The 25,419-nt window shown below is 72.2% G+C and carries 26 protein-coding genes and 1 pseudogene; 15 read left to right on the top strand and 12 right to left on the bottom strand.

The window, feature by feature from the left end; all coding sequences use genetic code 11:
* Nucleotides 1–53: 53 nt before the first annotated feature.
* A complete protein-coding gene (locus ACGF4C_RS27450; RefSeq protein WP_393569461.1) occupies nt 54–1,844 on the bottom strand; it encodes a glycoside hydrolase family 13 protein in 1,791 nt (596 codons plus the stop codon).
* Between the two features lie 213 nt (nt 1,845–2,057).
* Entirely contained in the window at nt 2,058–3,329 is a 1,272-nt protein-coding gene (locus tag ACGF4C_RS27445; protein WP_393569460.1) for an ABC transporter substrate-binding protein, read from the bottom strand.
* Between the two features lie 172 nt (nt 3,330–3,501).
* Here ACGF4C_RS27445 and ACGF4C_RS27440 point away from each other — a divergent pair.
* A pseudogene (locus ACGF4C_RS27440) lies at nt 3,502–3,723 on the top strand (PadR family transcriptional regulator); the annotation flags it as partial.
* Here the strand turns inward: ACGF4C_RS27440 and ACGF4C_RS27435 are convergent.
* Complete coding sequence (locus ACGF4C_RS27435) at nt 3,702–3,791, bottom strand: hypothetical protein (RefSeq protein ID WP_362141304.1); 90 nt, start codon at nt 3,789–3,791, stop codon at nt 3,702–3,704. The pseudogene ACGF4C_RS27440 and the gene ACGF4C_RS27435 overlap by 22 nt on opposite strands.
* Here ACGF4C_RS27435 and ACGF4C_RS27430 point away from each other — a divergent pair.
* The 4 genes from ACGF4C_RS27430 (at nt 3,790) to ACGF4C_RS27415 (ending at nt 8,075) form a co-directional block, all read left to right on the top strand.
* Entirely contained in the window at nt 3,790–4,008 is a 219-nt protein-coding gene (locus ACGF4C_RS27430) for a hypothetical protein (RefSeq protein ID WP_393569490.1), read from the top strand. The genes ACGF4C_RS27435 and ACGF4C_RS27430 overlap by 2 nt on opposite strands.
* Complete coding sequence (locus ACGF4C_RS27425; protein ID WP_393569459.1) at nt 4,005–4,766, top strand: ABC transporter ATP-binding protein; 762 nt, start codon at nt 4,005–4,007, stop codon at nt 4,764–4,766. Before ACGF4C_RS27430 ends, ACGF4C_RS27425 begins: the two co-directional genes overlap by 4 nt.
* 3 nt (nt 4,767–4,769) lie before the next feature.
* Nucleotides 4,770–7,091 carry an ABC transporter permease gene (locus tag ACGF4C_RS27420; RefSeq protein ID WP_393569458.1) on the top strand — a complete coding sequence of 774 codons (2,322 nt, stop codon included), beginning with the start codon at nt 4,770–4,772 and terminating at the stop codon, nt 7,089–7,091.
* 78 nt (nt 7,092–7,169) lie between these two features.
* Nucleotides 7,170–8,075, top strand: coding sequence for a type II CAAX prenyl endopeptidase Rce1 family protein (locus tag ACGF4C_RS27415; RefSeq protein ID WP_393569457.1), 906 nt, complete (start codon nt 7,170–7,172; stop codon nt 8,073–8,075).
* Nucleotides 8,076–8,117: 42 nt separating this feature from the next.
* On the opposite strand, the gene ACGF4C_RS27410 is transcribed toward ACGF4C_RS27415, so the two are convergent.
* Nucleotides 8,118–8,840 (bottom strand): helix-turn-helix transcriptional regulator, encoded by a 723-nt coding sequence (locus ACGF4C_RS27410; RefSeq protein ID WP_393569456.1) that lies wholly within the window; start codon nt 8,838–8,840, stop codon nt 8,118–8,120.
* 130 nt (nt 8,841–8,970) lie between these two features.
* Between ACGF4C_RS27410 and ACGF4C_RS27405 the strand changes: the two genes are divergently transcribed.
* The 5 genes from ACGF4C_RS27405 (at nt 8,971) to ACGF4C_RS27385 (ending at nt 11,880) form a co-directional block, all read left to right on the top strand.
* Complete coding sequence (locus tag ACGF4C_RS27405) at nt 8,971–9,516, top strand: DUF2231 domain-containing protein (protein WP_393569455.1); 546 nt, start codon at nt 8,971–8,973, stop codon at nt 9,514–9,516.
* Between the two features lie 80 nt (nt 9,517–9,596).
* On the top strand, nt 9,597–10,025 hold the full coding sequence (locus ACGF4C_RS27400) for a hypothetical protein (RefSeq protein ID WP_393569454.1): 429 nt from the start codon (nt 9,597–9,599) through the stop codon (nt 10,023–10,025).
* A gap of 25 nt (nt 10,026–10,050) precedes the next feature.
* The gene (folE, locus tag ACGF4C_RS27395; RefSeq protein WP_393569489.1) at nt 10,051–10,683 is read left to right on the top strand and encodes a GTP cyclohydrolase I FolE; all 633 of its coding nucleotides are present in this window, start codon (nt 10,051–10,053) and stop codon (nt 10,681–10,683) included.
* 68 nt (nt 10,684–10,751) lie between these two features.
* Nucleotides 10,752–11,108 (top strand): ArsC/Spx/MgsR family protein, encoded by a 357-nt coding sequence (locus tag ACGF4C_RS27390; RefSeq protein ID WP_393569453.1) that lies wholly within the window; start codon nt 10,752–10,754, stop codon nt 11,106–11,108.
* A gap of 34 nt (nt 11,109–11,142) precedes the next feature.
* Nucleotides 11,143–11,880, top strand: coding sequence for a nucleotidyltransferase domain-containing protein (locus tag ACGF4C_RS27385; protein ID WP_393569452.1), 738 nt, complete (start codon nt 11,143–11,145; stop codon nt 11,878–11,880).
* A gap of 18 nt (nt 11,881–11,898) precedes the next feature.
* On the opposite strand, the gene ACGF4C_RS27380 is transcribed toward ACGF4C_RS27385, so the two are convergent.
* Nucleotides 11,899–12,480 carry a TetR family transcriptional regulator gene (locus tag ACGF4C_RS27380; RefSeq protein ID WP_393569451.1) on the bottom strand — a complete coding sequence of 194 codons (582 nt, stop codon included), beginning with the start codon at nt 12,478–12,480 and terminating at the stop codon, nt 11,899–11,901.
* Nucleotides 12,481–12,670: 190 nt separating this feature from the next.
* Here ACGF4C_RS27380 and ACGF4C_RS27375 point away from each other — a divergent pair, with 190 nt between their 5' ends.
* The gene (locus tag ACGF4C_RS27375; RefSeq protein ID WP_393569450.1) at nt 12,671–12,895 is read left to right on the top strand and encodes a hypothetical protein; all 225 of its coding nucleotides are present in this window, start codon (nt 12,671–12,673) and stop codon (nt 12,893–12,895) included.
* A 21-nt stretch (nt 12,896–12,916) separates the two neighbouring features.
* Here the strand turns inward: ACGF4C_RS27375 and ACGF4C_RS27370 are convergent, their stop codons facing one another.
* The 7 genes from ACGF4C_RS27370 to ACGF4C_RS27340 form a co-directional block, all read right to left on the bottom strand.
* The gene (locus ACGF4C_RS27370; RefSeq protein ID WP_393569449.1) at nt 12,917–14,350 is read right to left on the bottom strand and encodes an aminobutyraldehyde dehydrogenase; all 1,434 of its coding nucleotides are present in this window, start codon (nt 14,348–14,350) and stop codon (nt 12,917–12,919) included.
* On the bottom strand, nt 14,343–15,662 hold the full coding sequence (locus tag ACGF4C_RS27365) for a flavin monoamine oxidase family protein (protein WP_393569448.1): 1,320 nt from the start codon (nt 15,660–15,662) through the stop codon (nt 14,343–14,345). Before ACGF4C_RS27365 ends, ACGF4C_RS27370 begins: the two co-directional genes overlap by 8 nt.
* 26 nt (nt 15,663–15,688) lie before the next feature.
* The gene (locus ACGF4C_RS27360; protein WP_393569447.1) at nt 15,689–16,759 is read right to left on the bottom strand and encodes an ABC transporter ATP-binding protein; all 1,071 of its coding nucleotides are present in this window, start codon (nt 16,757–16,759) and stop codon (nt 15,689–15,691) included.
* A 4-nt stretch (nt 16,760–16,763) separates the two neighbouring features.
* Entirely contained in the window at nt 16,764–17,645 is an 882-nt protein-coding gene (locus ACGF4C_RS27355; protein ID WP_393569446.1) for an ABC transporter permease, read from the bottom strand.
* Nucleotides 17,642–18,532: an ABC transporter permease gene (locus tag ACGF4C_RS27350; protein ID WP_393569445.1), complete on the bottom strand. Its 891-nt coding sequence runs from the start codon at nt 18,530–18,532 to the stop codon at nt 17,642–17,644. The genes ACGF4C_RS27355 and ACGF4C_RS27350 overlap by 4 nt, the downstream gene beginning before the upstream one ends.
* A gap of 3 nt (nt 18,533–18,535) precedes the next feature.
* Nucleotides 18,536–19,660, bottom strand: a complete 1,125-nt coding sequence (locus ACGF4C_RS27345) for a spermidine/putrescine ABC transporter substrate-binding protein (RefSeq protein ID WP_393569444.1) — start codon at nt 19,658–19,660, stop codon at nt 18,536–18,538.
* A 174-nt stretch (nt 19,661–19,834) separates the two neighbouring features.
* Nucleotides 19,835–21,028 (bottom strand): aromatic ring-hydroxylating dioxygenase subunit alpha, encoded by a 1,194-nt coding sequence (locus tag ACGF4C_RS27340; RefSeq protein ID WP_393569443.1) that lies wholly within the window; start codon nt 21,026–21,028, stop codon nt 19,835–19,837.
* A 422-nt stretch (nt 21,029–21,450) separates the two neighbouring features.
* Between ACGF4C_RS27340 and ACGF4C_RS27335 the strand changes: the two genes are divergently transcribed.
* From ACGF4C_RS27335 to ACGF4C_RS27320, 4 genes are read left to right on the top strand one after another with little or no spacing between them, the layout of a single operon-like run.
* Entirely contained in the window at nt 21,451–21,879 is a 429-nt protein-coding gene (locus tag ACGF4C_RS27335) for a hypothetical protein (RefSeq protein ID WP_393569442.1), read from the top strand.
* Nucleotides 21,876–23,111: an NADH-ubiquinone oxidoreductase-F iron-sulfur binding region domain-containing protein gene (locus tag ACGF4C_RS27330; RefSeq protein WP_393569441.1), complete on the top strand. Its 1,236-nt coding sequence runs from the start codon at nt 21,876–21,878 to the stop codon at nt 23,109–23,111. The genes ACGF4C_RS27335 and ACGF4C_RS27330 overlap by 4 nt, the downstream gene beginning before the upstream one ends.
* A gap of 58 nt (nt 23,112–23,169) precedes the next feature.
* Nucleotides 23,170–23,361: a ferredoxin gene (locus ACGF4C_RS27325; RefSeq protein WP_393569440.1), complete on the top strand. Its 192-nt coding sequence runs from the start codon at nt 23,170–23,172 to the stop codon at nt 23,359–23,361.
* A 1-nt stretch (nt 23,362) separates the two neighbouring features.
* On the top strand, nt 23,363–25,417 hold the full coding sequence (locus tag ACGF4C_RS27320) for an acetate--CoA ligase family protein (protein WP_393569439.1): 2,055 nt from the start codon (nt 23,363–23,365) through the stop codon (nt 25,415–25,417).
* Nucleotides 25,418–25,419 lie beyond the last annotated feature (2 nt).

Here is a 25,419-nt window from a genome sequence, read left to right as displayed (position 1 = left end):
GGTGGTTTTCCCTTCGGGAGGACTGGCGGGGCGTCGGGGGGAGGGGTGTGGGGCTATCGGGGGGCGGGTACGGAGGCGGACCCTGGGGCGTGCATCCACCAGGCGGCGGTGGAGCCGGGCAGCGTTCCCGCGGGGCAGTCGCCGCTGGCCAGCAGCGGGACGCCGGGGGCGGGGGCGGGCACCGGCCCGGTGCCGAAGTTGATGGCACAGACCAGACCGTCGCCGCGTTCGAAGGCCAGGACCTGGGGCGGGGAGGGGAGCCAGCGCAGCGTTCCCTCGCCGAGCTGGGGGAGGCTGCGGCGCAGCTGCAGTCCCTCGCGGTACAGGTGCCAGAACGACCGGGTGTCGGCCAGCGCCCGGTCCGTGGCGTGGTCGGCGAACCACTCCGGCTGCGGCAGCCAGGGCCGCGCCGCGTCGGTACCCGCGGTGAAGCCGAACGGGGAGGCGTGCCCGGACCAGGGGAGCGGCACCCGGCAGCCGTCGCGGATGTGCTGCCGGCTGCCGGTGCGGTGGAATATCGGGTCGGTCAGGACCTCGTCCGGCAGGTCGACGACCTCCGGCAGCCCCAGCTCCTCGCCCTGGTAGATGTACGCCGCGCCGGGCAGCGCCAGCATCAGCAGCGCGGCGGCCCGGGCCCGGGCGGGCCCGAGACCTCCCCCAGACTTCGTCCGGGAGGTGCCCCCAGGCCCACTGCTGGGTTCGGTCGCGTACCGGGTGACGGTGCGGACCTGGTCGTGGTTGTTGAGGACCCAGGTGACGGTGGAGCCGGTGCCCGCGATGTCGGTCAGCGCCTCGGAGATCACCGTGCGGAAGGTATCGACGTCCCAGCGCGCGGTCAGCAGGTGGAAGAAGAACGCCTGGTGCAGCTCGTCGGGCCGGACGTACGCGGCCTGTTCGCTCGGGGTACGCACCGAGACCTCGCCGACCAGCAGCCGGTCGCGGCCGTCGCGCGCGGTGTACTCCTCGCACAGTGCGCGCCAGTCGCGCCACACCTGGTGCACCTCGGGCTGGTTCCAGGCCAGCGGGTTCACCGAGTCGCGGGTCCGCTCGTCGGCCGACGGGTCGGGGGAGTCCGGGAGCTCGGGGTGCTTGAACAGCCCGGCGGCCACGTCGATCCGGAAGCCGTCGACGCCGCGGTCCAGCCAGAAGCGCAGCACCTTGTCGAAGTCGGCGGGCACCACGGGGTTGCGCCAGTTCAGGTCGGGCTGCTCGGGCGTGAACATGTGGAGGTACCACTGGCCCGCGGTCCCGTCCGCCTCGGTGACCCGGGACCAGGCGGGGCCGCCGAACATCGCCCGCCAGTTGTTGGGCGGCAGTTCACCGTCCGCACCGCGCCCGTCGGCGAAGTGGAACAACGCGCGGGCCTCGCTGCCCGGTCCGTCCTCCAGGGCCGCGCGGAACCACGGGTGCTCGCTGGAGCAGTGGTTGGGGACGATGTCCAGCAGGACCTTCAGGCCCAGCCGGTGCGCGTCGGCCACCAGCAGGTCGAATTCGGCGAGGTCGCCGTAGACCGGGTCGACGTCGCGGTAGTCGGCGACGTCGTAACCGTGGTCGTGCTGCGGGGAGGGGTAGAAGGGGCTGAGCCAGATGCCGTCCACCCCGAGCTTCTTGAGGTACGGCAGCCCCGTGCGGACACCGGCCAGATCGCCGATGCCGTCACCGGTGCTGTCGAGGAAGCTGCGGACGTAGACCTGGTAGATCACCGCGTCGCGCCACCAGCGCTGAGCCGTGTCCGGGGACGTGGTCCCGGTGGCCGGCCGGACCGCGGGGGCGGCCGGACCGGTGAGGGGGAGGGAGGGCGCGTCTTCGGCCGGGGAGCCGTTGTCTGCGGTGGCGATGAGCATCTGCCGTGATCCCGTTCTTGCATGAGCATGCCGTGCGGCCTGCCGGGGTCGCTGTTATGCATGCATGTTAAGTAGGCATGTCTTTTCGGTGTCAACGAAAAGGAAAGAACTCCTTGCAGGGTGCCCCGATTTGTCCCGCATTCTGATGCGTGTCGACGCACGTCCGTTACTTAACAAGTAACTATGTGAGGGGGAGGGGAGGTCGGGCGAGGGTCAGCCGCGGCTGACGATGGCCCGCAGTTCGCGCTCCAGGCGCGCGACGGTGGCGTCCGTGCTCAGCCGGTGGACCAGCGCGTCGTGCATCACGGCCTGCACCGCCAGGCTCACCTGGTCGTAGCGCGGGCTCTTCAGCCGCGGCCGGGCGGTCAGCACCGCCCGCTTGAGCGTCGGCAGATACGGGAACCGCCGCACCAACTGCGGATCCGCGTACAGATCGGCCCACACCGGCGGCAGCGCGCCCTCCGTGAGCACCCGGCGCTGCACCGGCTCGGACGTCAGATAGGAGATCAGCGCAGCGGCCGTCTCCGGATGCCTCGAATGCGCGTTGACGGCCAGATTGGAGCCGCCCAGCGCGCTGGCGCCCGGCCCGTCGGGACCCGGCAGCGGCACCGCGCCGAACTTCCCCGCCACCTTCGAGGTCGGGCCGCCGGCCAGCGCGTACGCGTACGGCCAATTCCGCAGGAACAGCAGATGGCCGTCCTGGAAGGACTTGCGGGACTCCTCCTCCTTGTACGCCAGCGCCCGCTGGGGGATCCACCCCTCGCGCACCCCGTCGAGCAGGAACGACAGGCCCCGGCGGGCCGCGGGGGAGTCCACGGTCACCCGTGTGCCCTCACCGGCCAGCACCGAACCGCCCGCCGACTGCACCGCCTCGACGACGTTGGCGGTGAGCCCCTCGTACGGCAGGAACTGGCCCGCGTAGCCGTCCAGTCCGTACTTGGGCGCGACCGTCTTCGCCAGATGAGCCAACTCGGCCCAGGTGCGCGGCGGCCGGGCACCCTCCCGGTCGAGGACGTCCTTGCGGTAGTAGAGCAGCCCCGCGTTGGTCACGTACGGAACCGCGTAGAGCCGGCCGCGGAAGGTGGCGGTGTCCACCACGGGAGGCAGGAAGCGCTTCAGCGGGAACCGCGCGCCGTCCACCGGTCTGATCCAGCCCGCGGCCGCGAACTCCGACGTCCAGGCCACGTCGATGTTCAGCACGTCGAAGCGGGCGCTGTGCGAGCGCAGCTCGGTGACCATCTGGGCCCGGACCTCGTCGGCCGCGTCCGGCAGCTCGACCAGCGTCACCTTCTCGCGCGGGTGGTGGACGTTCCAGCCGTCGAGGACGCCGCGCAGATAGCCCGTGAGGTCGCCGCCGGTCACGAGCGTGATGGGGCCCCGGCCGTCCGGGTCGCCGAGCGGCTCACCGGCCCGGGCGCCCGCACTCCCCGCGAACAGCAGCGAAAAGACCAGCAGAGCCCTCGTCGCGGCACGCTTCCACCGCATGGGCTCCTCCTTGAACCAGGCGTCGACGGGACACTGGACCGACAGCCCGCCCCATGTATACCTGTTAGCCATGCGGGATACTAGATGTCGCAGGGAGATACGACGACCGACCGGCTCACACCCGGATGAGTTCACATAACCGGCATGTAGGGCGGGGAGGGAGAGGAAGAGCGTGCGGCTGCCACTCCTTGCTCTGTTGGTCGGCGGACCCGCACACGGCTACGAACTCAAACAGGCCCTTGAGAACCTCCTCGGCGCGGCATACCCTCAGCCGAACGTCGGCCAGATCTACGTCACCCTGAGCAGGCTGGAGAAGTCGGGCCTGATCGAGGGCGAGGACGTCGAGCAGTCGGACCGGCCCAACAAGCGCATCTACCGGATCACCGCCGCGGGGCGGGAGGCGGTGGACGCCTGGTTCGACGAGGCCACCGCCGAACCGCGGGTGCGGGACGAATTCTTCATGAAGCTCGCCGTCGCCTCGCAGACCGGGACCGCGGACCGGATCGCCCTGATCAACAAACAGCGCCGCCTGTACCTCAACACCATGCGCGACCTGTCGAAACTCGCGGCGGTGGAGGACCGGGGCAACCCGATCGCACAGCTGCTGATCGAGGGCGCGATGCTGCATCTCCAGGCGGATCTGGACTGGCTGGAGCGTTGTCAAGAGGAGTTGGAATGAACCGGGACGAGCCGTCCGGCCCGATAGTGCGGGCAGCCGGCCTGGTCAAGACCCACCGGCCGGAAGGTGCCGCCCCCGTCCATGCGGTGCGGGGCGTCGACCTGACCGTCGAGCGCGGCGAATTCGTCGCTGTGACCGGCCCCTCGGGTGCGGGCAAATCCACCCTTCTGCACCTTCTGGGCGGCCTCGACCGCCCCGACAGCGGCTCCCTGTGGCTCGACGGCCGTCAGGTCGACGGCTACCGCGAGGCCCGCTGGGCGGAGCTGCGCCGCAACCACATCGGCATCGTCTTCCAGTTCTTCAACCTGGTCTCCAACCTCTCCGTCGCCGACAACGTCGAACTCCCCGCGCTGCTGGCCGGCCGCTCCCCCCGGCAGGCCCGTACCGCCCGCACCGAGCTGCTCGACGAGCTGGGCCTGACCGGCAAGGAGAACTGCACGCCCGGCGAGCTCTCCGGCGGCGAACAGCAGCGGGTCGCCCTCGCCCGGGCCCTGGTCAACGCCCCCAGCCTGCTGCTCGCCGACGAACCCGCCGGCAGCCTGGACAGCAAGGGCACCCGGGAGGTGCTGCGGCTGCTCGCCCGCTTCCACCGGCGCGGCCAGACCATCCTCCTGGTCACCCATGACGCCAGGATCGCCAGCGCCGCGGACCGGGTGATCAGCTTCTTCGACGGCCAGGTCGTCGACGACGCCCACCTCGGCAGCGAGCCCGGCCGCCCGGCGACCGGCGTGTCCGACGTACTGAAGCTCAAGGGCTGACCCGTGCGAGCGGCAGCACGCTGGACCCAGGCACATCTGAGAGCACACCGCCCGGCGGCCGTGCTCATCGTGCTCGCCACCGCCGGGATCACCGTCTCCCTGCTCCTGGCCACCGCCCTCTTCTCCTACGCCACCGACCCCTGGCAGCGGATCTTCACCCAGTCCTCCGGCGCCCACGTCTGGCTCCACACCCAGGCCGGGGCCCGCGCCGGCTCGCTCGCCGCACTCGACGAGGTACGGACCGCCGCCGGCCCCTACCCCACGGTGCGGACGACCGCGAGCCTGCAGCCCGGCGGCGCCCGGGCGGCACTCGAACTGCGCGGCGTCCGCGGGCGTCCCGCGACCGCCGTCCCGCAGACCGTCGCGGGCCGCTGGCTCGACCCGCACACCGATGCGGGGAGCACCCGGGGCATCGTGCTCGACAGCTCGGTAGCCCGGGCAATCTGGGCCAAACCAGGCGATTCGCTGGCGCTGAGCGGCTTCCCGGCGCCCCTGCATGTGGTGGGCATCGCCGACACCGCCGAAGCGCCCTTCCGGGCGGGTGAGACCCCCGGCGTCGCCTGGGTTCTCCCGCAGACCCTCGCCGCCTCCGACGCCGGCGCCGACCAGCGCGGCCGCGCCATCGGCCTCCGGCTCACCCACCCCGAGGACACCGACTACGTCGTCCAGCGGGCGGTCACCCAGCTCGGCGCCGACCAGATCACCGACGTCTCCACCTGGCGCCAGGCCAAGGCCGCGGCCGCCGGCGACAACGGCCTGCTCGCGCGGCTGCTCGGCCTCTTCGGCCTCGGTGCCCTGCTCGCCGCCGCGCTCGCCGTGGGCGGCGCCATCAGCACCAGGATCCGCGGCCACCTCCGCGACATCTCCGTCCTCAAGGCCATCGGCTTCACCCCGGGCCAGGTGGTCCGGATGTTCCTCGTCCTGCACCTCGGCTTCGCGCTGCTGGGCGTCACCCTCGGAGCCCTGGTCACCCAGTTGCTCGGCCCCCTGGTCCCCGGCCGGATCGGCGAGGCGACGGCCCTGTGGGCACAACTCCCCGCACACACCTGGCTGCCCCTCGCCGTATGCGGTGGCGTGGTGGCCTTCATCGGCGCGGCCACCTGCCTGACCGCATGGCGCGCCGGCCGGGTGCCACCCGTCCCGGTCGCCCGCGCCGCCGCACCCACCGCCGGCGGCGGATCCGGCCTGACCCGGCGTGCCCTCGGCCTCAAGATCCCGCCGGCCCTGGTCCTCGGCTGGCGCGGCGCCTTCCACCGCCCGCTGCGCTCCTGGGCGGCGGTGGCGCGCCTCGCCGTTCCGCTGCTGCTCATCACCATCGCCCTGGGCGCCTGGAGCACCCTGGACCGCTTCACCTCCCGCCCGGAAAGCGTCGGCCTGGCCGCATCGCTCACCGTGCGCTCGGACTCACTGAGCGACCAGCAAGTACATCAACTCCTCGCGAAACACGGCAAGGTGACGTCCTACCCCGGCGCCGAGGTGCAGGCGCTGGTCCCCGGCCAGACCGGCACGATCACCCTGCGCGGCCTCGGTACCGACGCCCACCCCTACCCCTTCGCCCTCGCGGAGGGCCGCGCCGCCCACGGCCCGGACGAGGCGGTCGCCGGCGCCGGCCTGCTGGAACTCCTCGACGCACACGTCGGTGACTGGGTCCGGATGACCGTCGCCGGCCGCCCGCACGTCCTGCACCTCGTCGGCCGCAGCATCGAGACCGAAGACGCCGGCCGGGTCATCTCCACCACCCTCGACACCCTGCGCGACGACGGCCCCGGCGCCCCGGCGGCCCGCCCCGACTTCTACAACCTGGTCCTGCCCCACGGCACCGACCCCGCCGCCGTACGCGACGCCCTCACCAAGGCCTCCGCGGGCCGCCTCGAAGTACGCCAGATCCCCAACCCCGCCGACCAGCTCTCCGCGGTCCGCGGGGTCGCCGCCGGACTGATCGCGGTGCTCACCCTGATCGGACTCGCGGAACTGGCGACCACGGTCGGCGCCGCCGTACGCGACCGCAGCCGCGACCTGCTCGCCCTGCGGGCCGTCGGCCTCACCCCCCGCCAGATCACCGCCGTCATCGTCTCGGCCACCGCCTTCATCACCCTGGCCGCCGCGCTCACCGGCACCGCGCTCGGCCTGCTCGCCTCCCAGTGGCTGATCGACCTCCAGGGCGAAACGAGCGGCTGGGGCACCGGCATCGCCCAACTCCCGCCGGCCGGAATCCTGGCCCTGGTCGTCGCCCTCGCCGTCACGATCTCTGCGGCGGCCGCCATCCTCCCGGCCACCCGTACGGCACGCCGACGCCTGGCGGACTCGGCGGCAGAGGTGCTGTAACGGGTAGGGAAATCCACCGGTCCAGCGGTGGGGCCAGCCGCATTCTCCTGCCGGAAGCCGGCTCATAGCGTCAGTGCCATGACCACTTCTCTCCCTGTGCCGGCGGCCTTACCCCGCCCCCGTTGTGGACTGCTGGTGTTCCTCGGCCTCGCGTACCTCGGCATGTGGCTGGCCATGTCGCCGCTCCTGCTGGGCGGCTTCCGCCGGAGCGACGGCCGGGCGGAGACCGGAGATCTGGAGCAGGTGTGCATCTCGGTGGCGATGCTGGCGCCGGCTCTCGCCGCGGTCCTCGTCATCCGGTTCATCGAACCGGGCGGCAGGGGACGGGTGCGGGACGCCCTTGCCCTGCGGTGGCCCGCACCCCCGGGACGTGCTGTGCGGGCGTGCCTGCTGGCCGTCGCCGTCCCTGCCGTCCTCACCGTCGCGGCGCTCTGCATCGGCAGCGCGGCCGGCGTCTACTCCTGGGGCGAGCTGCGCCGGGACGAACTCGGTGCGTGGGCAGCACGGATGCTGCCGGAGTTGGTGATCTCGCTGCCCCTGTTCTTCGGGGAGGAACTGGGCTGGCAGGGGTACCTGTTTCCGCGTCTGGCGCGGGACGGGCGGGGCCTGCGCCTGGTGTGGGCGTACGTGGCCACCAGCATCGCGTTCGCCCTGTGGCACCTGCCCACCCTGCTGGTGGGCGGGCAGTATCCAGGGCAGCCCTGGTACGTGTCCGTGCCCGCGATGCTGGTGAGTTGTACCCTCGGGCTGCCGATCTTCACCTGGCTGCGGCTGCGTTCCGGGTCGGTGATCCCCGCGGTCGTCGGCCATGCCTGTGTCAGCACGGTCAGCGTGAACATGGTCAAGGAATTCGCCGACCCGCACCTGAAGCTGGACCCCCTGCACATGGGGCTCTTCGGCTGGCCCGGCTGGCTCACCATGGGCGCGTTCGTCGCCTTCCTGGCCCTGACGGGACGGCTCCGCCTGCCGTCGGCCGCTTCCTGAAGCACACCGGCCGCGGCGCACGTGGCCGTCACTCCGTGGCCGTCACTCCGTGGCGGGGCCGAGTTGGACGCAGCATTCCCCCGGACGCGGTGCGAGGACGGCCTCGACGCCGCTGACCTTCAAACCCTGCAGATATCCGGCGATGAAGGCGTGGTTCATCCCGCACACCAGCTCGGGGGCCCGGGCTGCCAGCGGATGGAAGGGGCAGTTGCGCAGCCGGAGTTGGGTGGACGTTTCGCGGAACGGCTCGAAGCCGTGCTGGTCGAGCATCCGCTCACAGACATTGAGCCCGCGTTCCGTGCCGAGCCGACCGGGGCGGGTCTGCTCCCGTTCGGCCTCGCCCAGTTCCCGGCCGCGCCGGCCGGCCGTGCGTACCGCGGCGTGGGTCGCGGTTTCGCCCTCGTCCTCGCTCAGGACGGCCTCCAGCAGGAGATCGGCGAGGAGCTCGTGGCGGCGGTCGGGGATGCTGACGCGGATCTCGCTGTCGGTGGGTTCGTAGACCTTGGGCTGCCGGCCGACCTTCCGGATGCCGCCGGGTGAGGCGTAGCGGGCGCGCAGCAGACCGGCGTCCACCAGCTTGTCGAGATGGAAGGCGGCGAGCTTACGGGAGATGCCCACACTGGCGGCCGCCTCGTCCCGGGTGACGGGGCGGCCCTGGCGCCGGATGAACGCGAACATCTGCCGCCGGGAGTCCTCATTGAGGACGCTCACGGATTCGATCGCGGCGTCGTCCGGGCGCCTCTGCGGCGTTGCGTCGGGATCCACCCCTCCACGATAACGCGCACACCGGTAGGTCCAACCAGGAAATCGTCACGATGTGCGGCGCTCACCTGCCCGTCTTGACGCCTCCCCGGAATAAGACCAAGATTTGTTGGTGAAAAAGGAGGTGGTCGGCATGGCTGATCCGTTGTCCGGCCGTGCCAAGCGGCCGGTGAGTGCCGCACTGGCCGGTCCGTACGGGCACCCGTTCCATCCGATCCTGGTCACGGTCCCCATCGGCGCCTGGGTGGCCAGCGTGGTCTTCGACATCGCTTCGCACCTCGTGCACGATCCGGTCTTCCTGGCCCAGGGCGCGATGTGGCTGATCGCGCTGGGCGTGGTCGGCGCGCTGGTCGCCGCGACGGTGGGGTTCCTGGACCTGTTCGCGATTCCGCCCGGGACCCGGGCGTTCCGCGTCGGTCTGCTGCACATGACACTGAACCTGCTGGTCACCGCCGCTTACGCGGGCAACTTCCTGTGGCGGCACGCCGGTCACGGCCCCGCGGGCAGCGTCGGGGCCGGGATGCTCACGCTGAACGCCGTGAGCCTGGTGGTCCTGGGCGTCTCGGGATACCTCGGCGGCAAGCTCGCCTACCGCTACGGGGTGCGGGTCGCCGACGACACCACGCAGGCCGAGGGCTTCGCTGCCGTACGACCCGGAGCGGACCGAAGCGCCGGCTGACCCTTCCCCTCCACCGCGGTCGCGCGTCGTCGCGGACGCGGTGGCCAACCCGTTCACCAAGAGGCGTAAGAGGAGTCCCGATGGACATCGCCGCACTGATCGCTTGGCTGATCACCGCTTTGGGCGGCTTCTACATGCTCGGCACCTGGCTCTCCCGCGGAGGGGCCTCCGGCGGCACCAGCCGGCTGCCCGTCCCGGTCGTCTTCGGACACTTCGCGCTGGCCGCGGCCGGCCTGGTCGTCTGGATCGTCTACCTGATCACCGACAAGCACGCGCTGGCCTGGACCGCCTTCGGCCTGCTCGTGCCCGTGGCCCTGCTCGGCTTCACGATGCTGGCCCGTTGGATCCCCGTCCACCGGGCCCGCGCCGCCGCCGACGCCACCACGGGGACGCAGACCGGGCCCGCCGAGCGGCACTTCCCCGTACCGGTGGTCGTCGGCCACGGACTCTTCGCCGTCATCACGGTCGTCCTGGTCCTGCTCACCGCCCTGGGAATCGGTGGCAGCTGAGATGACCCACCGACCCCAGGCCACCATGGACCTCGCCGCCGAGGATCCGGAGATACCGATACCCGCCCCGGCCGCGTTGCGCGTCGTCCACGAAACGGACGGCATCGACCTGGCCGCCGCCGAACGCGCGGCGGGACGGTTCCTGCAGGCTCTCGGCATCTCCACCGAGAACGAGAGCCTGCGCGGGACCCCCGGCCGCATGGCCCGTGCGTACGCGGAGCTGTTCAGCCCCCGCCCCTTCGACCTCACGACCTTCCCCAACGACGAGGGGTACGACGAACTGGTGCTGGCCCGCAGCATCCCGGTGCGGTCGGTGTGCGAGCACCATCTGCTGCCGTTCGTCGGCACCGCCCACGTCGGCTACCTGCCCGGACGGCGGATCCTGGGCCTGTCCAAACTGGCCCGGGTGGTCGAGCACTTCGCCTGCCGCCCCCAGGTCCAGGAACGCCTCACCAAACAGGTCGCCGACTGGTTGCAGACACAGCTGGACCCCAAGGGCGTGGGCGTCGTCATCGAAGCCGAACACACCTGTATGACGCTCCGCGGCGTCCAGGCCACCGGCTCCAGCACCCTCACCTCCACCCTCCTGGGCACCCTGCGCAACGACGCCCGCTCACGCGCCGAATTCCTCGCCCTGAGCGGCCTGCCCACCCGATAGCCCGTACCCAACAGGCTCCCCGAAGCCCATTCTTCACCTCGTCACGGAACGGACCGAAAGACCGCCGCATGGAAATCTGGATCAATCCCGCCTGCTCCAAGTGCCGGTCCGCCCTGTCACTGCTGGACGCGGAAGCAGCGCAGTACACGGTGCGGCACTACCTGGAGGACCCGCCGACCGTGGACGAACTCGCCGCTGTCCTCGATCGACTGGGACTGGAGCCGTGGGACATCACCCGCCTCGGCGAACCCGCGGCGGCCGAACTGGCCCTCGCCACATGGCCGCGTGAACCCGCCGACCGCACCCGGTGGATCGAGACGCTGGCCGCCCATCCGGCGCTGATCCAGCGCCCGATCATCACCGCCGACGACGGCACGGCGGTGGTGGCCCGCTCACCGGAATCGGTGCGCTCGGCGCTGCGGTAGCCCGGCATGGCGGGGGCTGGCACGATGAGCGTCCATGGATGATCACGTCGCCCCCGCCACCCAAGCGCTGGACCTGATCAAGGACCGCTTTCCGCATGCCCTGGGTGCCATTCTCGGGGGCTCGGCCGCCCACGGCCGGGCCACCCCGACCAGCGATCTGGACGTGGCAGTTCTCCTCCCGGACGGGGACACCAGCCGCCGCGAGGTGGTACGCCACAGCGGCCGCCTGGCCGAACTCTTCCTGCACACCCGCGCGGATGCCCCGGAACACTTCGAGCGGGACAGATCCCTGCGCCGGGGCACCCTGCTCTTCATCCACGACCAGGGTCTTCCCCTGGCCGACCCGCACGGCCATCTGGCCCGTATCCGCGAACAGGCCCGAGCGGTGCTCGCGGCGGGCCCTCCGCCGCTCACCCCGGCGGAATGGGAACGAGGACGCTATGTCCTCACCTGTTTCCTGGACGACCTGACCGACACGTCACCCGCCACGTCACCGACCGGGCGGTACGAACAGCTCTCCCTCGCCGACTTCACGCTCCGTGAGGCGGCGCACCTCCTCATCGCTCACCACGGCGGCTGGACGGGCATCGGCAAATGGCTGCCCCGCAGGCTGCTGAGTGCGGACCCGGAACGGGGCAAGGCCCTGCTGGACGGCCATCGGGCCGTGGCCGAACGCGCGGACCCGGCCGCCTTGGCGGAGGCCACCGAGCAGGTGCTCGACGTTCTCGGCGGACCGCTCAGGGAGGGGTACACGCAACGCTGGCGCGCCTGAGCCGGCCCGTCATGGCCGTCAGGCGGTCAGCCGGCGGACCAGGGTGACGAGGCTCTCGCGCCGGGCTTCCGGTCCCGCCCCGGCGACGGCGGGCATGAGCATGCAGGCCAGCTGCGGCAGCGTGAACCAGGATGCGGTCAGCACGATCACCGCGTGCATCAACTGGCCTGCGCCGACCTCGTCGTTGAGGGCCCCGGACTTCTGGGCCCGGGCGACCGCGGCGACCTTCTCGTCGTAGTGGCCGGTGCGTGCGGACTCGGCGACCACCCGGTCCTGGCACTGCAGGCCTTCCCAGGCGAGCAGCCGCACGAAATGCGGGTGCTCGCGGTGGTAGTCGAAGACCCGGCCCGCATAGTCGCCCAGGTCCTGGGCCTGTTCGGCGGTGAGTGGTACCGCAGCCGCGATCTTCTGCAGTTCGGATTCCTGCACCGCCACGAACAGCTTTTCCTTGCTGCCGAAGTACTGGTAGATCCGCTCCTTGTTGACGCCCGCCCGGGTCGCCACCCGCGCCACCCGGGCGCCTTCCGGGCCGAACTCGGCGAACTCCTCCACCGCCGCATCGAGCAGCAGCTGTTTCGTACGTGCTGTGTCCCAGGCCATGCCGCCACCCTAACCCACCTCCAACCAAAGGGTTGGATTCTGCTGCGGGCCTGTGCCAGACTCCAACCTGCCGGTTGGAAAATGCTCCGACCCACCTGACCAGGGGGAATCCATGTCCACGTCCATGTCCGCGTCCACGTCCACGTCCGCGTCCACCGGTACGTGCACGTGCACGACCAGGTCCCACTCCATGAGCACGCCCGCCCGTGTCCCGTCCGTCCACCGTCGGGCGCTGATCACCTGGATCGCCGTCTATCCCACGATCACGGTCGTCCTCGGTCTGCTCGGCCCGGTCACCGCCCCGCTGCCGCTGGTGCTGCGGACGCTGATACTCACCGCGATCGTCGTCCCCGTCGCCGCCTACGTCCTCATCCCCTTGCTGATGAAGGCCAACGCCGCGCTCACCCGCCGCTGACCCGCCCCACCCCACGGACCGTCACAACATGACGTGCTTGACCTGGGTGTAGTCGAGCAGGCCGGTGAGCGAGAGGTCGCTGCCGTGACCGGAGTGGCGTACGCCGCCGTGCGGCATCTCCGAGACCGTCGTGCCGTGGGTGTTGATCCAGACGATGCCGGTGTGCAGTGCGCGGGTCGCGCGCATGGCACGGTCGTGGTCGCGGGTCCAGACGCTCGCGGCGAGTCCCTGGCGTACGTCGTTCGCCAGGCGGATGGCCTCGGACTCGTCGGTGAAGGGCTGCACGGTGACGACCGGGCCGAACACCTCGCTCTGGACGATCTCGTCCCCTTGCCGGGCGCCCGTGACCACCGTGGGCCGGTGGAAGTAGCCGGGGCGGGGGAGGTTCGCACCGCCGGTGACGACCTCCGTGTGGCGCGGGAGGCGCCGCAACAGACCCTGGACAGAAGCGAGTTGGGCGGCGTTGGCGAGTGGTCCGAAGTCGGCGCGGTCGTCGTCGGGTGGTCCGGGACGCAGCCGTGCGACCCGGTCGGCGAAGGCGGACACGAAGGCGTCGTGGACCCGCTGGTGGACCAGGACCCTGGTGGCGGCCGTGCAGTCCTGCCCCGCGTTGTAGAAGGACAGCGACGACAACTGCCCGACCGCCTCGTCGAGATCGGCGTCGTCGTACACCACCACCGGTGCGTTTCCGCCCAGTTCCAGGTGGAGCCGCTTGAGGTCGGCGGCCGCCGCGGCGGCGATCTCCTGCCCCGCTCGGACGCTGCCGGTGACGGCCACCAGCCGGACCTGCGGGTGGACGACGAGGGAGCGCCCGGTGTCGCGGTCGCCGCACACGACGTTGAGGACGCCGGGCGGGAGGTGTTCGGCGGCCAGCCGGGCGAGGAGGGCGGCCGAGGCCGGCGTGGTGTCGGACGGTTTGAGGACCACGGTATTGCCGGCGGCCAGCGCGGGCGCGATCTTCCACGCGGCCATCATCAGGGGGTAGTTCCACGGTGTGATCTGGGCGCAGACGCCGACCGGTTCGCGGCGCAGGACGGAGGTGCGGCCCGGGGTGTACTCGGCGGCCGCCGCGCCCGGGAGGTTCCGGGCGGCTCCCGCGAAGTAGCGGAACACGTCCACAACCGCGGGAAGTTCGTCCGCCAGGAAGAGGCGGCGCGGCTTGCCCGTGTCGGTCACCTCGGCGCTCGCCAGCGCCTCCGCCTCCCGTTCCAGGGCGTCGGCGATGCGGAGCAGCGCGGTCTGCCGGTGCGCGGGAGTCGTCATCGACCAGCCGCGGAGCGCCTGCTCGGCGGCCCGGCAGGCCGCGTCGACGTCCTCGGGTCCGGAGCGCGCGGCGGTGCCGTGCTTCCGGCCCGTGGCCGGGTCGACCAGCGACAGCGTGGCACCCGAGACGGCCGGCACCTCCTGACCGTCGATGTGGTTGAGGACGGTCGTGCGGCGGTCGGTGTCAGCCACGGCGCAGTGCCTCCTCGGCGGCGGCGCGGCCGGTGCGGACGGCGCCCTCCATGTATCCGGCGACCCACTGGTCCGAGCCACAGACGTAGAACGGCGGTTCATGGGTGCCGTGCAACGGGCCGACCGCCATGACCTCACCGGGCGACCACTGGGTGACATACCCCTGGGTCCACGGATCGCTGCCCCACAGCCGCAGGTGGCAGGCGGTCGGCCGGTGGGCCTGGTCGCCGAACATCGCGGCCATCTCGGCGAGCAGTTCGGGCGCCCGGAGGTGGGGTGGGGTGCCGAGCAGGACGCCGTAGCGCTCGGGCGGTACGAGCGCCGAGAGGATGCCTTCGTTCTGCGGCCAGGTGCTGCCCAGCACCCCCTCGGACTCGGACAGGCCGTTCAGATCGTCGGCGCGCCAGAAGGGGCGGTCGTAGACGGCGGCGAACTTGGCGGCGGTGGCGTGGCGTTGGCGGTGCAGGGAGGCGAGCCGGGCCGCGCTCACACCGGTGACGGCGACGGAACGGAGCGGGCCCACGGGCAGGGCGCTCACCACGGCCCCGGCGGTGAGGACTTCGCCGGTGGCCAGGCGTACGGTGCACCGGCCGGGGAGGACATCGACCGCGGCGACCGGCGAGCCCAGCCGAACGCGCGCCCCCAGCTCGCGGCCCATGACCTCGGCCAGCGTCGCCGAACCCGCCGCCAGCCGCAGTCCCTCCCACTCCGCGTAGTCGTAGTCGCCGGTGCCGGAAGCCGGGATCGCGGCGCTCTTGCGGAGCGCGGCCAGCAGCGAGATCCGCTCGTACGAGCCGCCGGCCAGGGCGAGTTGGCCGATGTCCCACAGGCGGACCACGGCCGGGGTGGCGTGCCGGGAGCGCAGCCAGGCGGCCACGGAGAGCCGGTCCAGGGCCGTGGCGTCCGGATGCGACCAGGGGTCGTCGGGGTCGACGGTGGCGGCCAGGGCGGTGAATTCCGCGCCGAGCCGCTCATGCAGCAGTGCGTCGCCGGGGCCGAACCAGTGCGGTGGGTCGCCGGCCGAGCGGCCCTCCGGTGTGGCCCGGGTGATACGGCCGGGCTCGGCGACATAGCTGGGGACCAGTGCGAGGCCGAGTTCCCCGGCGAGTCGGAGGTAGGCGGTGTGCCCCTGGCCGACCACCTCGCCGCCCAGCTGGACGGTGCGGCCGTCGGGCGTACGGGTCTGCTCGACCCGGCCGCCGACGCGGTCCCGGGCCTCCAGGACGAGTACGTCGGTGCCGGCAGCCGTCAGGTCCCGGGCGGCGGCGAGCCCGGCCAGACCGGCGCCGAGCACGATCACGTCGTGATGCATCGTGGTCACTTTTCTGTGAGCGGGGCTCAGGCCAGGACCAGGCAGTGCTCGGGCCGCCAGCCGAACTCCACCGTCTCGCCGCCGCCCCAGCGGTCCTCCATGCGCGCGCGGTCCGTGTTCTGCTCCAGAACGGACAGCGTGACGCCCGGGGCGAGTTCGATGAGGTAGGTGGTGGTCGGGCCGCTGTAGACGGTCTCGCGGATCACCCCGCGCAGCACCGGCATGTCCGGCTCGAAGTCCGACAGCCAGATCTTCTCGGGGCGCACGGACACACTGACCGCCGTGCCGTCCGCGATACCGGTCCGGGCGCCGACGGGCAGCGCGGGCCCCTGTTCCAGGGCGACCTCGCCACCCCGGTACGTGCCGGTCATCAGGTTGGAGGTGCCCATGAAGGAGGCGACGAAGCGGGTGGCGGGGTGCTCGTAGATGTCCTCGGGCGTGCCGCACTGCTCGATGCGTCCCTGGTTCAGCACGGCGATCCGGTCGGACATGGTCAGTGCCTCGTCCTGGTCGTGGGTGACGAAGACGAAGGTGATGCCGACCTCGCGCTGGATCTGCTTCAGCTCCACCTGCATCTGCCGGCGCAGCTTGAGGTCGAGGGCGGCCAGCGGCTCGTCGAGGAGCAGGACGGCGGGACGGTTGACCAGTGCGCGGGCGAGGGCGATCCGCTGGCGCTGGCCGCCGGAGAGGGTCCGGGGGGTGCGGTCGGCGAGGCCGTCGAGCTGGACCAGCTCCAGCATCTCGCCGACGCGCTGCCGGATCTCGGCCTTGCCGACGCCCTTGCGCTTGAGGCCGAAGGCGACGTTGTCGGCGACGCTGAGGTGGTCGAAGAGCGCATAACTCTGGAAGACGGTGTTGACGTTGCGCTTGTTCGGCGGCAGTGCGGTCACGTCCTCGCCCGCGAGCAGCACCGAGCCCTCGGTGGGGTCGCTGAAGCCGCCGATCATCCGCAGGGTGGTCGTCTTGCCGCAGCCGGAGGGCCCGAGCAGCGAGAAGAAGTGGCCGGCTGCGATGTCGAGGTCGAGGTGGTGCACGGCGTAGGAGTCGGCGAACTGCTTGGAGACGCCGTCGAGCCGGACGGCGGGGGTCGCGTCCATGGAGTCACTCTCCGGAGAGGATGTCGAGGCCGCCGCGGCGGCCGAAGAGGCGCGGGATGAACAGCGCCAGGGCGATCAGGCAGATGGAGCCGACGAGCATCAGGGTGCCGACGGCGTTGATGGTGGGCCGCACGCCGAAGCGGATCGCCGAGTAGATCCGTACCGACAGCGGCTGCGGGTCGACGCCGGTGGTGAAGTAGGCGAGGACGAAGTCGTCGAAGACCAGCGCGAAGATCAGTACGGCGGAGGCGAGCACGGCCGGCAGCAGGGCGGGCAGGGTCACCAGGCGGACCGCCTGCCAGCGGGTGGCGCCGAGGTCCATCGCGGCCTCCTCGACCTCCGGGTTCAGCGCGGCGACCCGGGAGCGCAGGATGACCGTGACGTAGGAGATCGAGAAGGTGATCTCGGCGAGCATCACCGTGCCGGTGGAGAGGGCCACGCCCAGGCCCTTGAACAGCAGCATCGACGCGACGCCGGTGACGATCTCCGGCGTGATCAGCGGCACCAGCATGACCAGGCCGGCCAGCGAGCCGAGCCGGGTCCGGCAGCGCACCAGGCCGAGCGCGAGCGCGACGCCGAGGACGACCGAACCGGCCATCGCCACCAGGGAGATCCGCAGGCTGGTGCCGAGCGACGAGAGGAGGACGTCGTCGTGGACGAACGCGTGGTACCAGCGCAGGCTGAACCCGCCGAAGACGGTCAGGGACTTCTTGGCGTTGAAGGAGAAGAGCGCCACGACGGCGATGGGCAGATAGAGCAGCGCGAAGAACAGCCCGGTGACGGCGAGGAGGATCCGGGGCCTGCGCTCGGTGCGGCCGCGCCGGGCCCGGGCCCGGGCGGCCGGGCGGGCCGGGGTGGTGGCGGAGGGTGCACGCAGCAGGGTCATCGGCGGGCCTCCGCCTCGTCCTTGCGGGTGCGGCGCAGATAGCCGAACATCCCGATCAGCAGGACCAGCATCAGCAGCACGGTGAGCGCGGAGCCCAGCGGCCAGTTCTGGCCCTGGAAGAACTTGTCCTGGATGAGGTTGCCGATCATGATCTGGTCCGGGCCTCCCATGAGCTGTGCGCTGACGAAGTCGCCCATGGCGGGCAGGAAGACCAGCACCAGGCCGGCCGCCGCGCCCTGCCGGGTGGCGGGCAGGGTGACGAAGAAGAACGTGCGGACCGGGCCGCCGTACAGGTCGCGGCCGGCCTCGATGAGCGAGACGTCGAGGCGCTCCAGGGCCGCGTAGAGCGGGATGATCATGAAGACGACGAAGCCGTAGACCAGTCCCGCGACCACGCCGACGCCGGAGTTGAGGATCTTCGTGCTCCCGTCGGCCAGTCCCACCGCGCGCAGGGCGCGCAGTACGGGCCCGTCGTCGGAGAGCACCACCGACCAGCCGTACATCCGCACCAGGTAGTTGGCGAAGAACGGCACCACGATCGCGGCGATCAGCGCGTTCTTGTACCGGCCGCCGTACCGGGCGAGGGTGTACGCCACCGGGTAGGCGATCAGCAGGCAGATGACGCAGGTCAGCAGGGCGTAGCCGAGGGAGCGGGCCAGCACCTCGGTGTAGGCGGGGTCGGCGAGGGCGCGGACGCCGGCGAGGTCGAAGCCGAAGCGCGGGTTGCCGAGTTCGTCGGTGGTGCCGACCGCGAGGACGGCGACGAGCACCAGGGAGGCGATCAGGAATCCGGTCATCCAGAGGGTGCCGGGCAGCATGAACCAGACCCACATCCGGTTCCCGCCGGTGTCCCGGCGGCTGCGCGAGGACTGTCGGAGCAGTGCCATGGATCAGCCCGCCTTCACATGGGTCCAGGCGGTGTCGCGGGCGTCCTCCGCCGCACGGCTGCCGTTGCGGAAGAAGAGGTCCGCCTTCAGGTCGTCCTCGGTGACCAGACACTCGGGGAAGGGTTTGACGAGGTCGGCGTAGGTCTTCTCGGAGCCGGCCACCGGCATCGGATAGCCGATGTACTCGATGTTCTTCTGCACGTTCTCCGGCCGCAGCATGTAGTCGATGAAGAGCATCGCGGTGCCGGGGTGCGGGGCGTTCCAGGGGATGGCGTAGCAGTCGGAGTTGATCGGCGTGCCCTCTTTGGGGGCCTGGAAGCCGAAGACGGACGGGTCCTTGGCCTGCTGGAGCATGGCGGCCATGTCCCCGCTCCATGCCTGGGTCATCAGCGCGTTGCCGTTGAGGAGGTTGTTGTAGCTGTCGCTGGAGAAGCCGCGCAGGCGCGGGCGCAGGGTGCCCAGCAGGGAGGTGATGCGGTCGAGGTCGCCGGTCTCGCCGGTGCTGACACCCAGGCCGAGTTCGAGGGCGCCCATCCCGAGCACCTCGTCACGGTCGTCGAGCAGGAAGACCTTGCCGCGGACCTGGTCGCTCCACAGGTCCTTCCAGGAGCCGCTCAGTTCGCCGATCTTGTCGCGGCGCCAGCCGATGCCGGTCTTGTACGCCGTGAACGGGACGGTGTGCGCGGAACCCGGGTCGTACCAGGGGTCGGCGAAATAGCCGTGCGTCCCGAACACGGCGTCGGCGCGGTCGAGTCGGGAGTGGTCGATGCGGCGCAGCCGGCCGCCGCGGACCAGGCGCTGGGCCCATTTGGCGGTGGGGAAGATGATGTCGTAGCGGTTGCCGGCGTTGAGCTTGGCGACCATGCCTTCCATCGAGTCGAAGTTCGACTGGACGACCTTGACGCCGTACTCCTTCTCGAAGCCCTTGAACACGGACGGGTCGACGAAGTCGGCCCAGTTGAAGTAGACGAGATCGCCGTCGACGCGCGGCCGGACCGGGGCGAGGGCCTTGGCGTCGGGGGTTTTCGCGGGCATGAACCCACAGCCGCCGGCCGCGGCGCCCAGCAGGCCGCAGGCGGCTGCCCGCAGCACGGTGCGTCGGGACGGCGGAGGTACCTCGGGGGACATGGAGCGTCCTCTCGGTCGAGGAACGGCACAAGTCCAGGGCGGGACCGGCTGGTCGGCTCACTTCAGGCCCTGATTCCGCAGTGAAGACCGGTCTGGGGAGGGTGCGCGCGTGCGTGGGTCAGCGGGGAAGGGATAAGCCCGGCGGGAGGAACACCGGCTGTGGTCCGGCCGGCGTCACCGCGCGTCCGCTTCCAGGTCGTCCCGGACCCGGCGGGCGAACCAGCCGACGGCGGCCTCCCGGCCGGAGAGCGGCCCCGGCTCGAAACCGGGCGTGCTCAGACCGGCCTGCACCCGCTCCACGAGCTCGGCGTCCTCGTCGTTGGTGACCCAGCCGATGTGGATGTTCAGCCGCCGGGCCAGCCGGGTGCGCAGGCTCTCGCCGTGCCGGGTGTAGAAGGCGCCGGGGATCGCCGCCCGGTCCTGGGCGGTGGGCAGGGCGGTCCACGCGAGCACGTGGTCAGGGTAGAAGTCGATGAGCGTGTTGGGATAGATCACGGCGTACCGCCACACCCGCTGGTCGTCCTCGGTCAGCCCCGGCATCGGGGTCGCCAGCCGCTGGTAGAGCCGCTCGGTCCAGTTCGAGGAGGGCTTGTCGCGCAGCGGTGACTCGAACAGGACGTAGTTCTCCTGCACGTCCACGGTGTACGCCTGGTAGTCCAGCAGCCGCATCAGCGCCGGGTGGGCCACGGGGACGTGGTAGCCCTCCAGATAGTTGTCGACGATCACCTTCCAGTTGGCGTTCTGCTCCTCGCCGCCCGCCAGGTCGTGGATGCGGTGCTTGCCGACGGGCACGAGTCCGGGCCCGGCGTAGCGGCCGACGGCCTCGGCGAGCCCGGCGCAGCTCTCGGCGAGCGTGACGGCGCCGAGGTCGAGGTTGACGAAGACGAAGCCGAGGAACGACTCCACCTTGACCGGGTGCAGCCCGAGCCGGGACTTGTCCAGGCAGGGGATCCGGCGCGCCTCGGGGGCACCGACGAGCCGCCCGTCCAGCTTGTAGGTCCAGCCGTGGTAGGGGCAGCGGATCGCCTTGCCCGCCGGCTCGGGGGCGCTGACCAGGCGGGTTCCGCGGTGCCGGCAGACGTTGAGGTGGGCCGCGAGCCCGCCGTCCTCGGTACGGACGACCAGTACCTCCCGGCCGGCGGCGGTGGCGGTCAGGCGGGCGCCGGGGCCGGGGAGGTCGGATTCATGGCAGACGAGCTGCCAGGACCTGGCGAAGATGCGCTCGGTCTCGGCCTCGGCGACGGCCGGATCGGTGTAGTAGCGCGCGGACAGTGCCTCCCCGGGGTGCTCGGTCTCGGCGGGCGGTACCGGCGGGGCAGGGGAGTGGGTGGCTGCCCAGGTGGTCGGGGTGTGCGTCGGGGTGTGCATGGGGTCCTCCTCCGCGCCGCGCGGGGGCGGCGATGGGCGGTGAGGCGGCGTGCGGAACGCGTGGCAGACCGCGGCTTCGGTGGCCATCGGGCCGCCGACCTGCTGGAATCCGACTGACTGATTGGTTAGTCAGACTGCGACTGCCGGGGCGGCACGTCAAGTCTTGTGGACTGACTAATTAGTTAGTTAGTCTCGAACCAGGCGGATGGCCCGGGACCGTACGTGGTCGCCCGGGCGCATTCCGTAAAGCCGCCCGCGGACCACTGTCCGCGCCTCGGGCGTCCGGATCCGGACGCCCCCGGTCCGGCAGGCGGAGGGCCGGGTCCGGACCCTCCGCACCGATCCGGACACCTTCCGTCCCCGCCCTTGCCGCGCCACCCCGTCTGCGGACACCCGCAGGCCGTGCGCCCTCGGAGGCACGCATGAGCGCTCGCCGAAATCTGGTCTGGCTCGGCCTGACGCCCGAGCCCGAACGGGAACTGCCCACCGCGGTGGCCGCCCTGCGGGCCACGGCGGGCGGCCGCCCGCCGTCGGCCCTCGTGGCCGCCGAACGGCACCGCGTCGAGCGGCTGGTGCTGCGCGGCACCCAACGCGGCTGGCTGCGCTACCTCGGCGAAGTCACCGCCCTCGTCGTCGAGGCCGCCGCGGGAGCCGCACCCGCCGACCCGCGGCCGGCCCTGGTGGCCGGCGAGGTCGTCCTCGACCACCACCGCATGCTGATCGGCCTGCCCGGGGCCGGCTACGCACGCACGGCGGCCCAACGGCGGGCACTGGAACGGGCCTTGGCGCGACTGAGGTCCCGCCACGGGCCCGCACCCGTCGGCCACTTCGAACCGAGGAGCACCGTATGACCGGCGTGTTCTCCCTCTTGCCTGATGGGCGGCACGGCCTCCTCGGCCCGCCGTTCGGTGGCGGTGCGGACCTCTCCCGCCACCTCGCCGCGGGCGGCTACGCGCCGTTGCCCGCGCCCGGCCGGCTGCTCGACCGGATCGCCGCCGTGGGACTCCGCGGCCGCGGCGGTGCCGGATTCCCCGCCGCGGTCAAGCTGCGCACCGTCCGTGACGCGGCCGGCCCGCCCGTCGTCGTCGCCAACGGAGAGGAGGGGGAGCCGGGTTCCGTGAAGGACCGCTGGCTGCTGCGGCACCGGCCGCACCTGGTCCTCGACGGGCTGCGGCTGGCCGCGGCCCTCACCGGCGCCGGGCGCGGCCATGTGTACCTCTCCGACGCCCCGGCCGCGCAGGCCGTCCGGCAGGCGCTCGCCGAGCGGCCACCGGACCTGCCCGTCGACGTCGTACGGGCGGAGCACTCCTACGTGGCGGGGGAGGAAACCGCGGTCGTACGGCGGATCGACGGCGGGCCGGCGCTGCCCACGGCGAAACCGCCGCGACCGTACGAAAGCGGTGTCGGTGGCGCGCCCACCCTGGTCGCCAACGTGGAGACACTGGCCCGGATCGCCGTACTGCACGCACGCCCGGACGACGCGGCCCTGGTCGCCGGCACCCATCTGGTGACGCTCTCGGGTGCCGGTGGTGCGGCCGTGCTGGTCGAGGTGACCGCCGGTACGCACCTGACGGTCCTCGCCGACCTGACCGGGCACGGCCGGGCCGGGGCGGTCCTGCTGGGCGGACTGTTCGGCGGGCTCCACGGCGCGGGCTGGCGGGACCTGCCGCTCGATCACGACGGCCTGAGCGCGGCCGGCGGAGCGCTCGGCTGCGGGGCGTTGCACTTCCTGCGCCCGGAGGACTGCCCGGTCGCCGTGGCCGCCGAGGCCACCGCATACCTCGCGGCCCAGAGCGCCCGGCAGTGCGGGGTGTGCGTCTCGGGCACCGGGGCACTGGCCACAACCCTCGGTGCCGTCGCACGCGGGGAAGCCGGCGACGACACGGCCGAGACGCTGCGCCGCTGGTCGCGGCAGCTCCCCGGCCGCGGGGCCTGCGGGCTGCTCGATGCCGCCGCCCACCTCGCCGCCACCCTCCTCGCCCACTTCCCCGACCGGGTCGACGCCCACCGCGGTTCCGCCTGCCCGGCGTGCGGGGACCCCGTACCCGGCGACGGACGCCGCTTCACGGTGCCGGTGCCCTGAGCCCCCGCCGCACCTCACCGCACCCCACCGACCGAACCGCCGCACGGAAAGGACCGCCATGAAACTCCTGCTGGACTCCACCCGCTGCCAGGGCTACGGCCTCTGCCAGGAACCCGCGCCCGAACTGATCGACCTCGACGACTGGGGCTATGCACAGCTGCGTGCCGCCGACGTGCCGGCCGACGGCGAGGAAGCCGCCGCTGCCGCCGTCGCCGCCTGCCCCAACTCCGCGCTGCGGCTGGGGAAATGAGATGGGACGCGACCTGTCGGCACTCTTCGACCCCGTCTCCGTCGCCGTCGTCGGAGCCAGCGACGACCCGGCCAAGTACGGCCACGCCATCGCCGCGCAGGCCGTCCGCGCGAACGGCCGCCGCCCCGTCCACCTGGTCAACCGCCGCGGCGGCACGGTGCTGGGCCGTCCCGCCGCCCCCAGCCTGAGCGCGATCGGCGAGTCCGTCGACCTGGCCGTGGTCGCCGTGCCCGCCGCCGGCTTCGAGGAAGCCGTCGACGAGGCCCTGCGGTGCGGGGCCCGGGCGATCGTCGCGATCACCGCCGGCTTCGCGGAGACCGGTGATGCGGGACGGGCCCGCCAGCAGGCCGTCGCCGAACGCGTACGCGCCGCGGGTGCCGTGATGGTCGGGCCCAACTGCCTGGGGATCGCCGACAACACCACCGACCTCTTCCTGGCCTCCGGCACCTTCACCCCCGGCGGCGTGGCGCTCCTCAGCCAGAGCGGCAATCTCGCCCTGGAACTCCAGCTCCGCCTCGCCCCGCACGGCCTCGGCTTCTCCCGCTTCGTCTCACTCGGCAACCAGGCCGACGTCACCCTCGTCGACCTGCTCGCCGACTGCGCCCGCCACGAGGGGACCCGGGCCATCGCGGTCTACGCCGAGGACTTCGGCGACGGACGTGCCTTCGCCGAGGCGGCCGCCGACGCCGGGAAGCCCGTGGTGCTGCTCACCGCCGGCCGCGGCGACGCCGCCGCGCGCAGCGCCCAGTCACACACCGGCGCGCTGACCACCTCGGCCGACGTGGTGACCGCGGCATGCCGCGACGCCGGTGTGGAGCTGGTCGCCACCCCCCGCGAACTCGCCGTCGTACTGGCCGGGTTGAGCGGTGCACGGCGATCGGCCGGCCGCCGGGTCGCGGTGCTCACGGACGGCGGCGGGCACGGCGTCATCGCCGCCGACGCCGTCGAAGCGGCCGGGCTGACCGTGCCCGAACTGGCGGAGCCGACGCGGCAACGGCTGCGGGAGGTCCTGTGGGAACAGTCGGCCGTCGCCAACCCGGTGGACCTCGCCGGAATGGGCGAACAGGACCCCGGCTCGTACGCGGCGACCGTCGCCGCGCTGCTGGCGGCCGAGGAGGTCGACGCCGTCCTGATGACCGGCTACTTCGGCGGCTACGCGGACGCCGGCGGCGGGCTCGGCGGAGGCGGGACGGTCCTCGCGGACGGGGAACAGGAGGCCGCCCGCCTCATCGCCGCCCGCCACCGCGCCACCGCCAAACCCCTCGTCGTACAGTCGATGTACCCCGAGTCCCCCAGCTGCCGCACCCTCGCCGCGGCCGGCATCCCGGTCTTCGCCGCCACCGAGGACGCCGCCCGCGCCCTTGCCACCACGACACCCCGCGCCCTGCGCACCGGTGTCACGCCCCTCCCGCCGCCCGCGTCGCCCCTGCGCGAGAGCGGCTACCTGGAGACCCGCAGGGCCCTCGAAGCGGCCGGACTCGCCTTCCCCGCCGCCCGGGAGATCCACGAAGAGGCCGAACTACGCGCCGTCACCGACGAGTTCGCCGGACCATACGTCCTCAAGGCCCTCCACCTGCTGCACAAGTCCGACGCGGGCGGGGTGGCACTAGGCCTGGCCGGGCCCGGGGAACTGCTCGCCGCCTTCCGCGAGATGCACGCCCGGCTCGGCGCGCCCGCCTACTCCGTCGAGGCGATGGCGGATCTCACCGACGGCATCGAGCTGATCGTCGGCGTCAACCGGGACCCGCGTTTCGGTCCGGTCGCCATGGTGGGCCTCGGCGGAGTACTGGCCGAGGCACTGCACGACGTCGCCTTCACCCTGGCCCCCGTACCCGCCGACCGGGCCCTGGACCTGCTGCGCGGACTGCGCACCGCCGCGCTGCTCGACGGCGTGCGCGGCCGCCCGCCCGTCGATGTCGCCGCCGCCGCGGCAGCCATCGGGACGATCACCGCGTTCGCCGCCGCCCACCCCGAAATCGCCGAGATCGAGGTCAACCCCCTCCTCGTACGCCCCGACGGAGTCCTCGCCCTCGACTCCCGCGCCGTACTCGCCTGACC

The organism is Streptomyces sp. NPDC048197 (assembly GCF_043202395.1).
Classification (GTDB): Bacteria; Actinomycetota; Actinomycetes; order Streptomycetales; family Streptomycetaceae; genus Streptomyces; species Streptomyces siderophoricus.
The sequence above is the reverse complement of the archived record's forward strand: the minus strand, read 5'-3'. Positions and strand labels throughout refer to the sequence as shown.

Bases quoted from the DNA above. Each gene is read 5' to 3' on its own strand.
- ACGF4C_RS27450 (WP_393569461.1), bottom strand. From the start codon at position 1,844: ATGCTCATCGCCACCGCAGACAACGGCTCCCCGGCCGAAGACGCGCCC.
- ACGF4C_RS27445 (WP_393569460.1), bottom strand. From the start codon at position 3,329: ATGCGGTGGAAGCGTGCCGCGACGAGGGCTCTGCTGGTCTTTTCGCTG.
- ACGF4C_RS27430 (WP_393569490.1), top strand. From the start codon at position 3,790: ATGAAGCTCGCCGTCGCCTCGCAGACCGGGACCGCGGACCGGATCGCC.
- ACGF4C_RS27435 (WP_362141304.1), bottom strand. From the start codon at position 3,791: ATGAAGAATTCGTCCCGCACCCGCGGTTCGGCGGTGGCCTCGTCGAAC.
- ACGF4C_RS27425 (WP_393569459.1), top strand. From the start codon at position 4,005: ATGAACCGGGACGAGCCGTCCGGCCCGATAGTGCGGGCAGCCGGCCTG.
- ACGF4C_RS27415 (WP_393569457.1), top strand. From the start codon at position 7,170: ATGACCACTTCTCTCCCTGTGCCGGCGGCCTTACCCCGCCCCCGTTGT.
- ACGF4C_RS27405 (WP_393569455.1), top strand. From the start codon at position 8,971: ATGGCTGATCCGTTGTCCGGCCGTGCCAAGCGGCCGGTGAGTGCCGCA.
- ACGF4C_RS27400 (WP_393569454.1), top strand. From the start codon at position 9,597: ATGGACATCGCCGCACTGATCGCTTGGCTGATCACCGCTTTGGGCGGC.
- folE (WP_393569489.1), top strand. From the start codon at position 10,051: ATGGACCTCGCCGCCGAGGATCCGGAGATACCGATACCCGCCCCGGCC.
- ACGF4C_RS27390 (WP_393569453.1), top strand. From the start codon at position 10,752: ATGGAAATCTGGATCAATCCCGCCTGCTCCAAGTGCCGGTCCGCCCTG.
- ACGF4C_RS27385 (WP_393569452.1), top strand. From the start codon at position 11,143: ATGGATGATCACGTCGCCCCCGCCACCCAAGCGCTGGACCTGATCAAG.
- ACGF4C_RS27380 (WP_393569451.1), bottom strand. From the start codon at position 12,480: ATGGCCTGGGACACAGCACGTACGAAACAGCTGCTGCTCGATGCGGCG.
- ACGF4C_RS27375 (WP_393569450.1), top strand. From the start codon at position 12,671: ATGAGCACGCCCGCCCGTGTCCCGTCCGTCCACCGTCGGGCGCTGATC.
- ACGF4C_RS27365 (WP_393569448.1), bottom strand. From the start codon at position 15,662: ATGCATCACGACGTGATCGTGCTCGGCGCCGGTCTGGCCGGGCTCGCC.
- ACGF4C_RS27360 (WP_393569447.1), bottom strand. From the start codon at position 16,759: ATGGACGCGACCCCCGCCGTCCGGCTCGACGGCGTCTCCAAGCAGTTC.
- ACGF4C_RS27355 (WP_393569446.1), bottom strand. From the start codon at position 17,645: ATGACCCTGCTGCGTGCACCCTCCGCCACCACCCCGGCCCGCCCGGCC.
- ACGF4C_RS27350 (WP_393569445.1), bottom strand. From the start codon at position 18,532: ATGGCACTGCTCCGACAGTCCTCGCGCAGCCGCCGGGACACCGGCGGG.
- ACGF4C_RS27345 (WP_393569444.1), bottom strand. From the start codon at position 19,660: ATGTCCCCCGAGGTACCTCCGCCGTCCCGACGCACCGTGCTGCGGGCA.
- ACGF4C_RS27340 (WP_393569443.1), bottom strand. From the start codon at position 21,028: ATGCACACCCCGACGCACACCCCGACCACCTGGGCAGCCACCCACTCC.
- ACGF4C_RS27335 (WP_393569442.1), top strand. From the start codon at position 21,451: ATGAGCGCTCGCCGAAATCTGGTCTGGCTCGGCCTGACGCCCGAGCCC.
- ACGF4C_RS27330 (WP_393569441.1), top strand. From the start codon at position 21,876: ATGACCGGCGTGTTCTCCCTCTTGCCTGATGGGCGGCACGGCCTCCTC.
- ACGF4C_RS27325 (WP_393569440.1), top strand. From the start codon at position 23,170: ATGAAACTCCTGCTGGACTCCACCCGCTGCCAGGGCTACGGCCTCTGC.
- ACGF4C_RS27320 (WP_393569439.1), top strand. From the start codon at position 23,363: ATGGGACGCGACCTGTCGGCACTCTTCGACCCCGTCTCCGTCGCCGTC.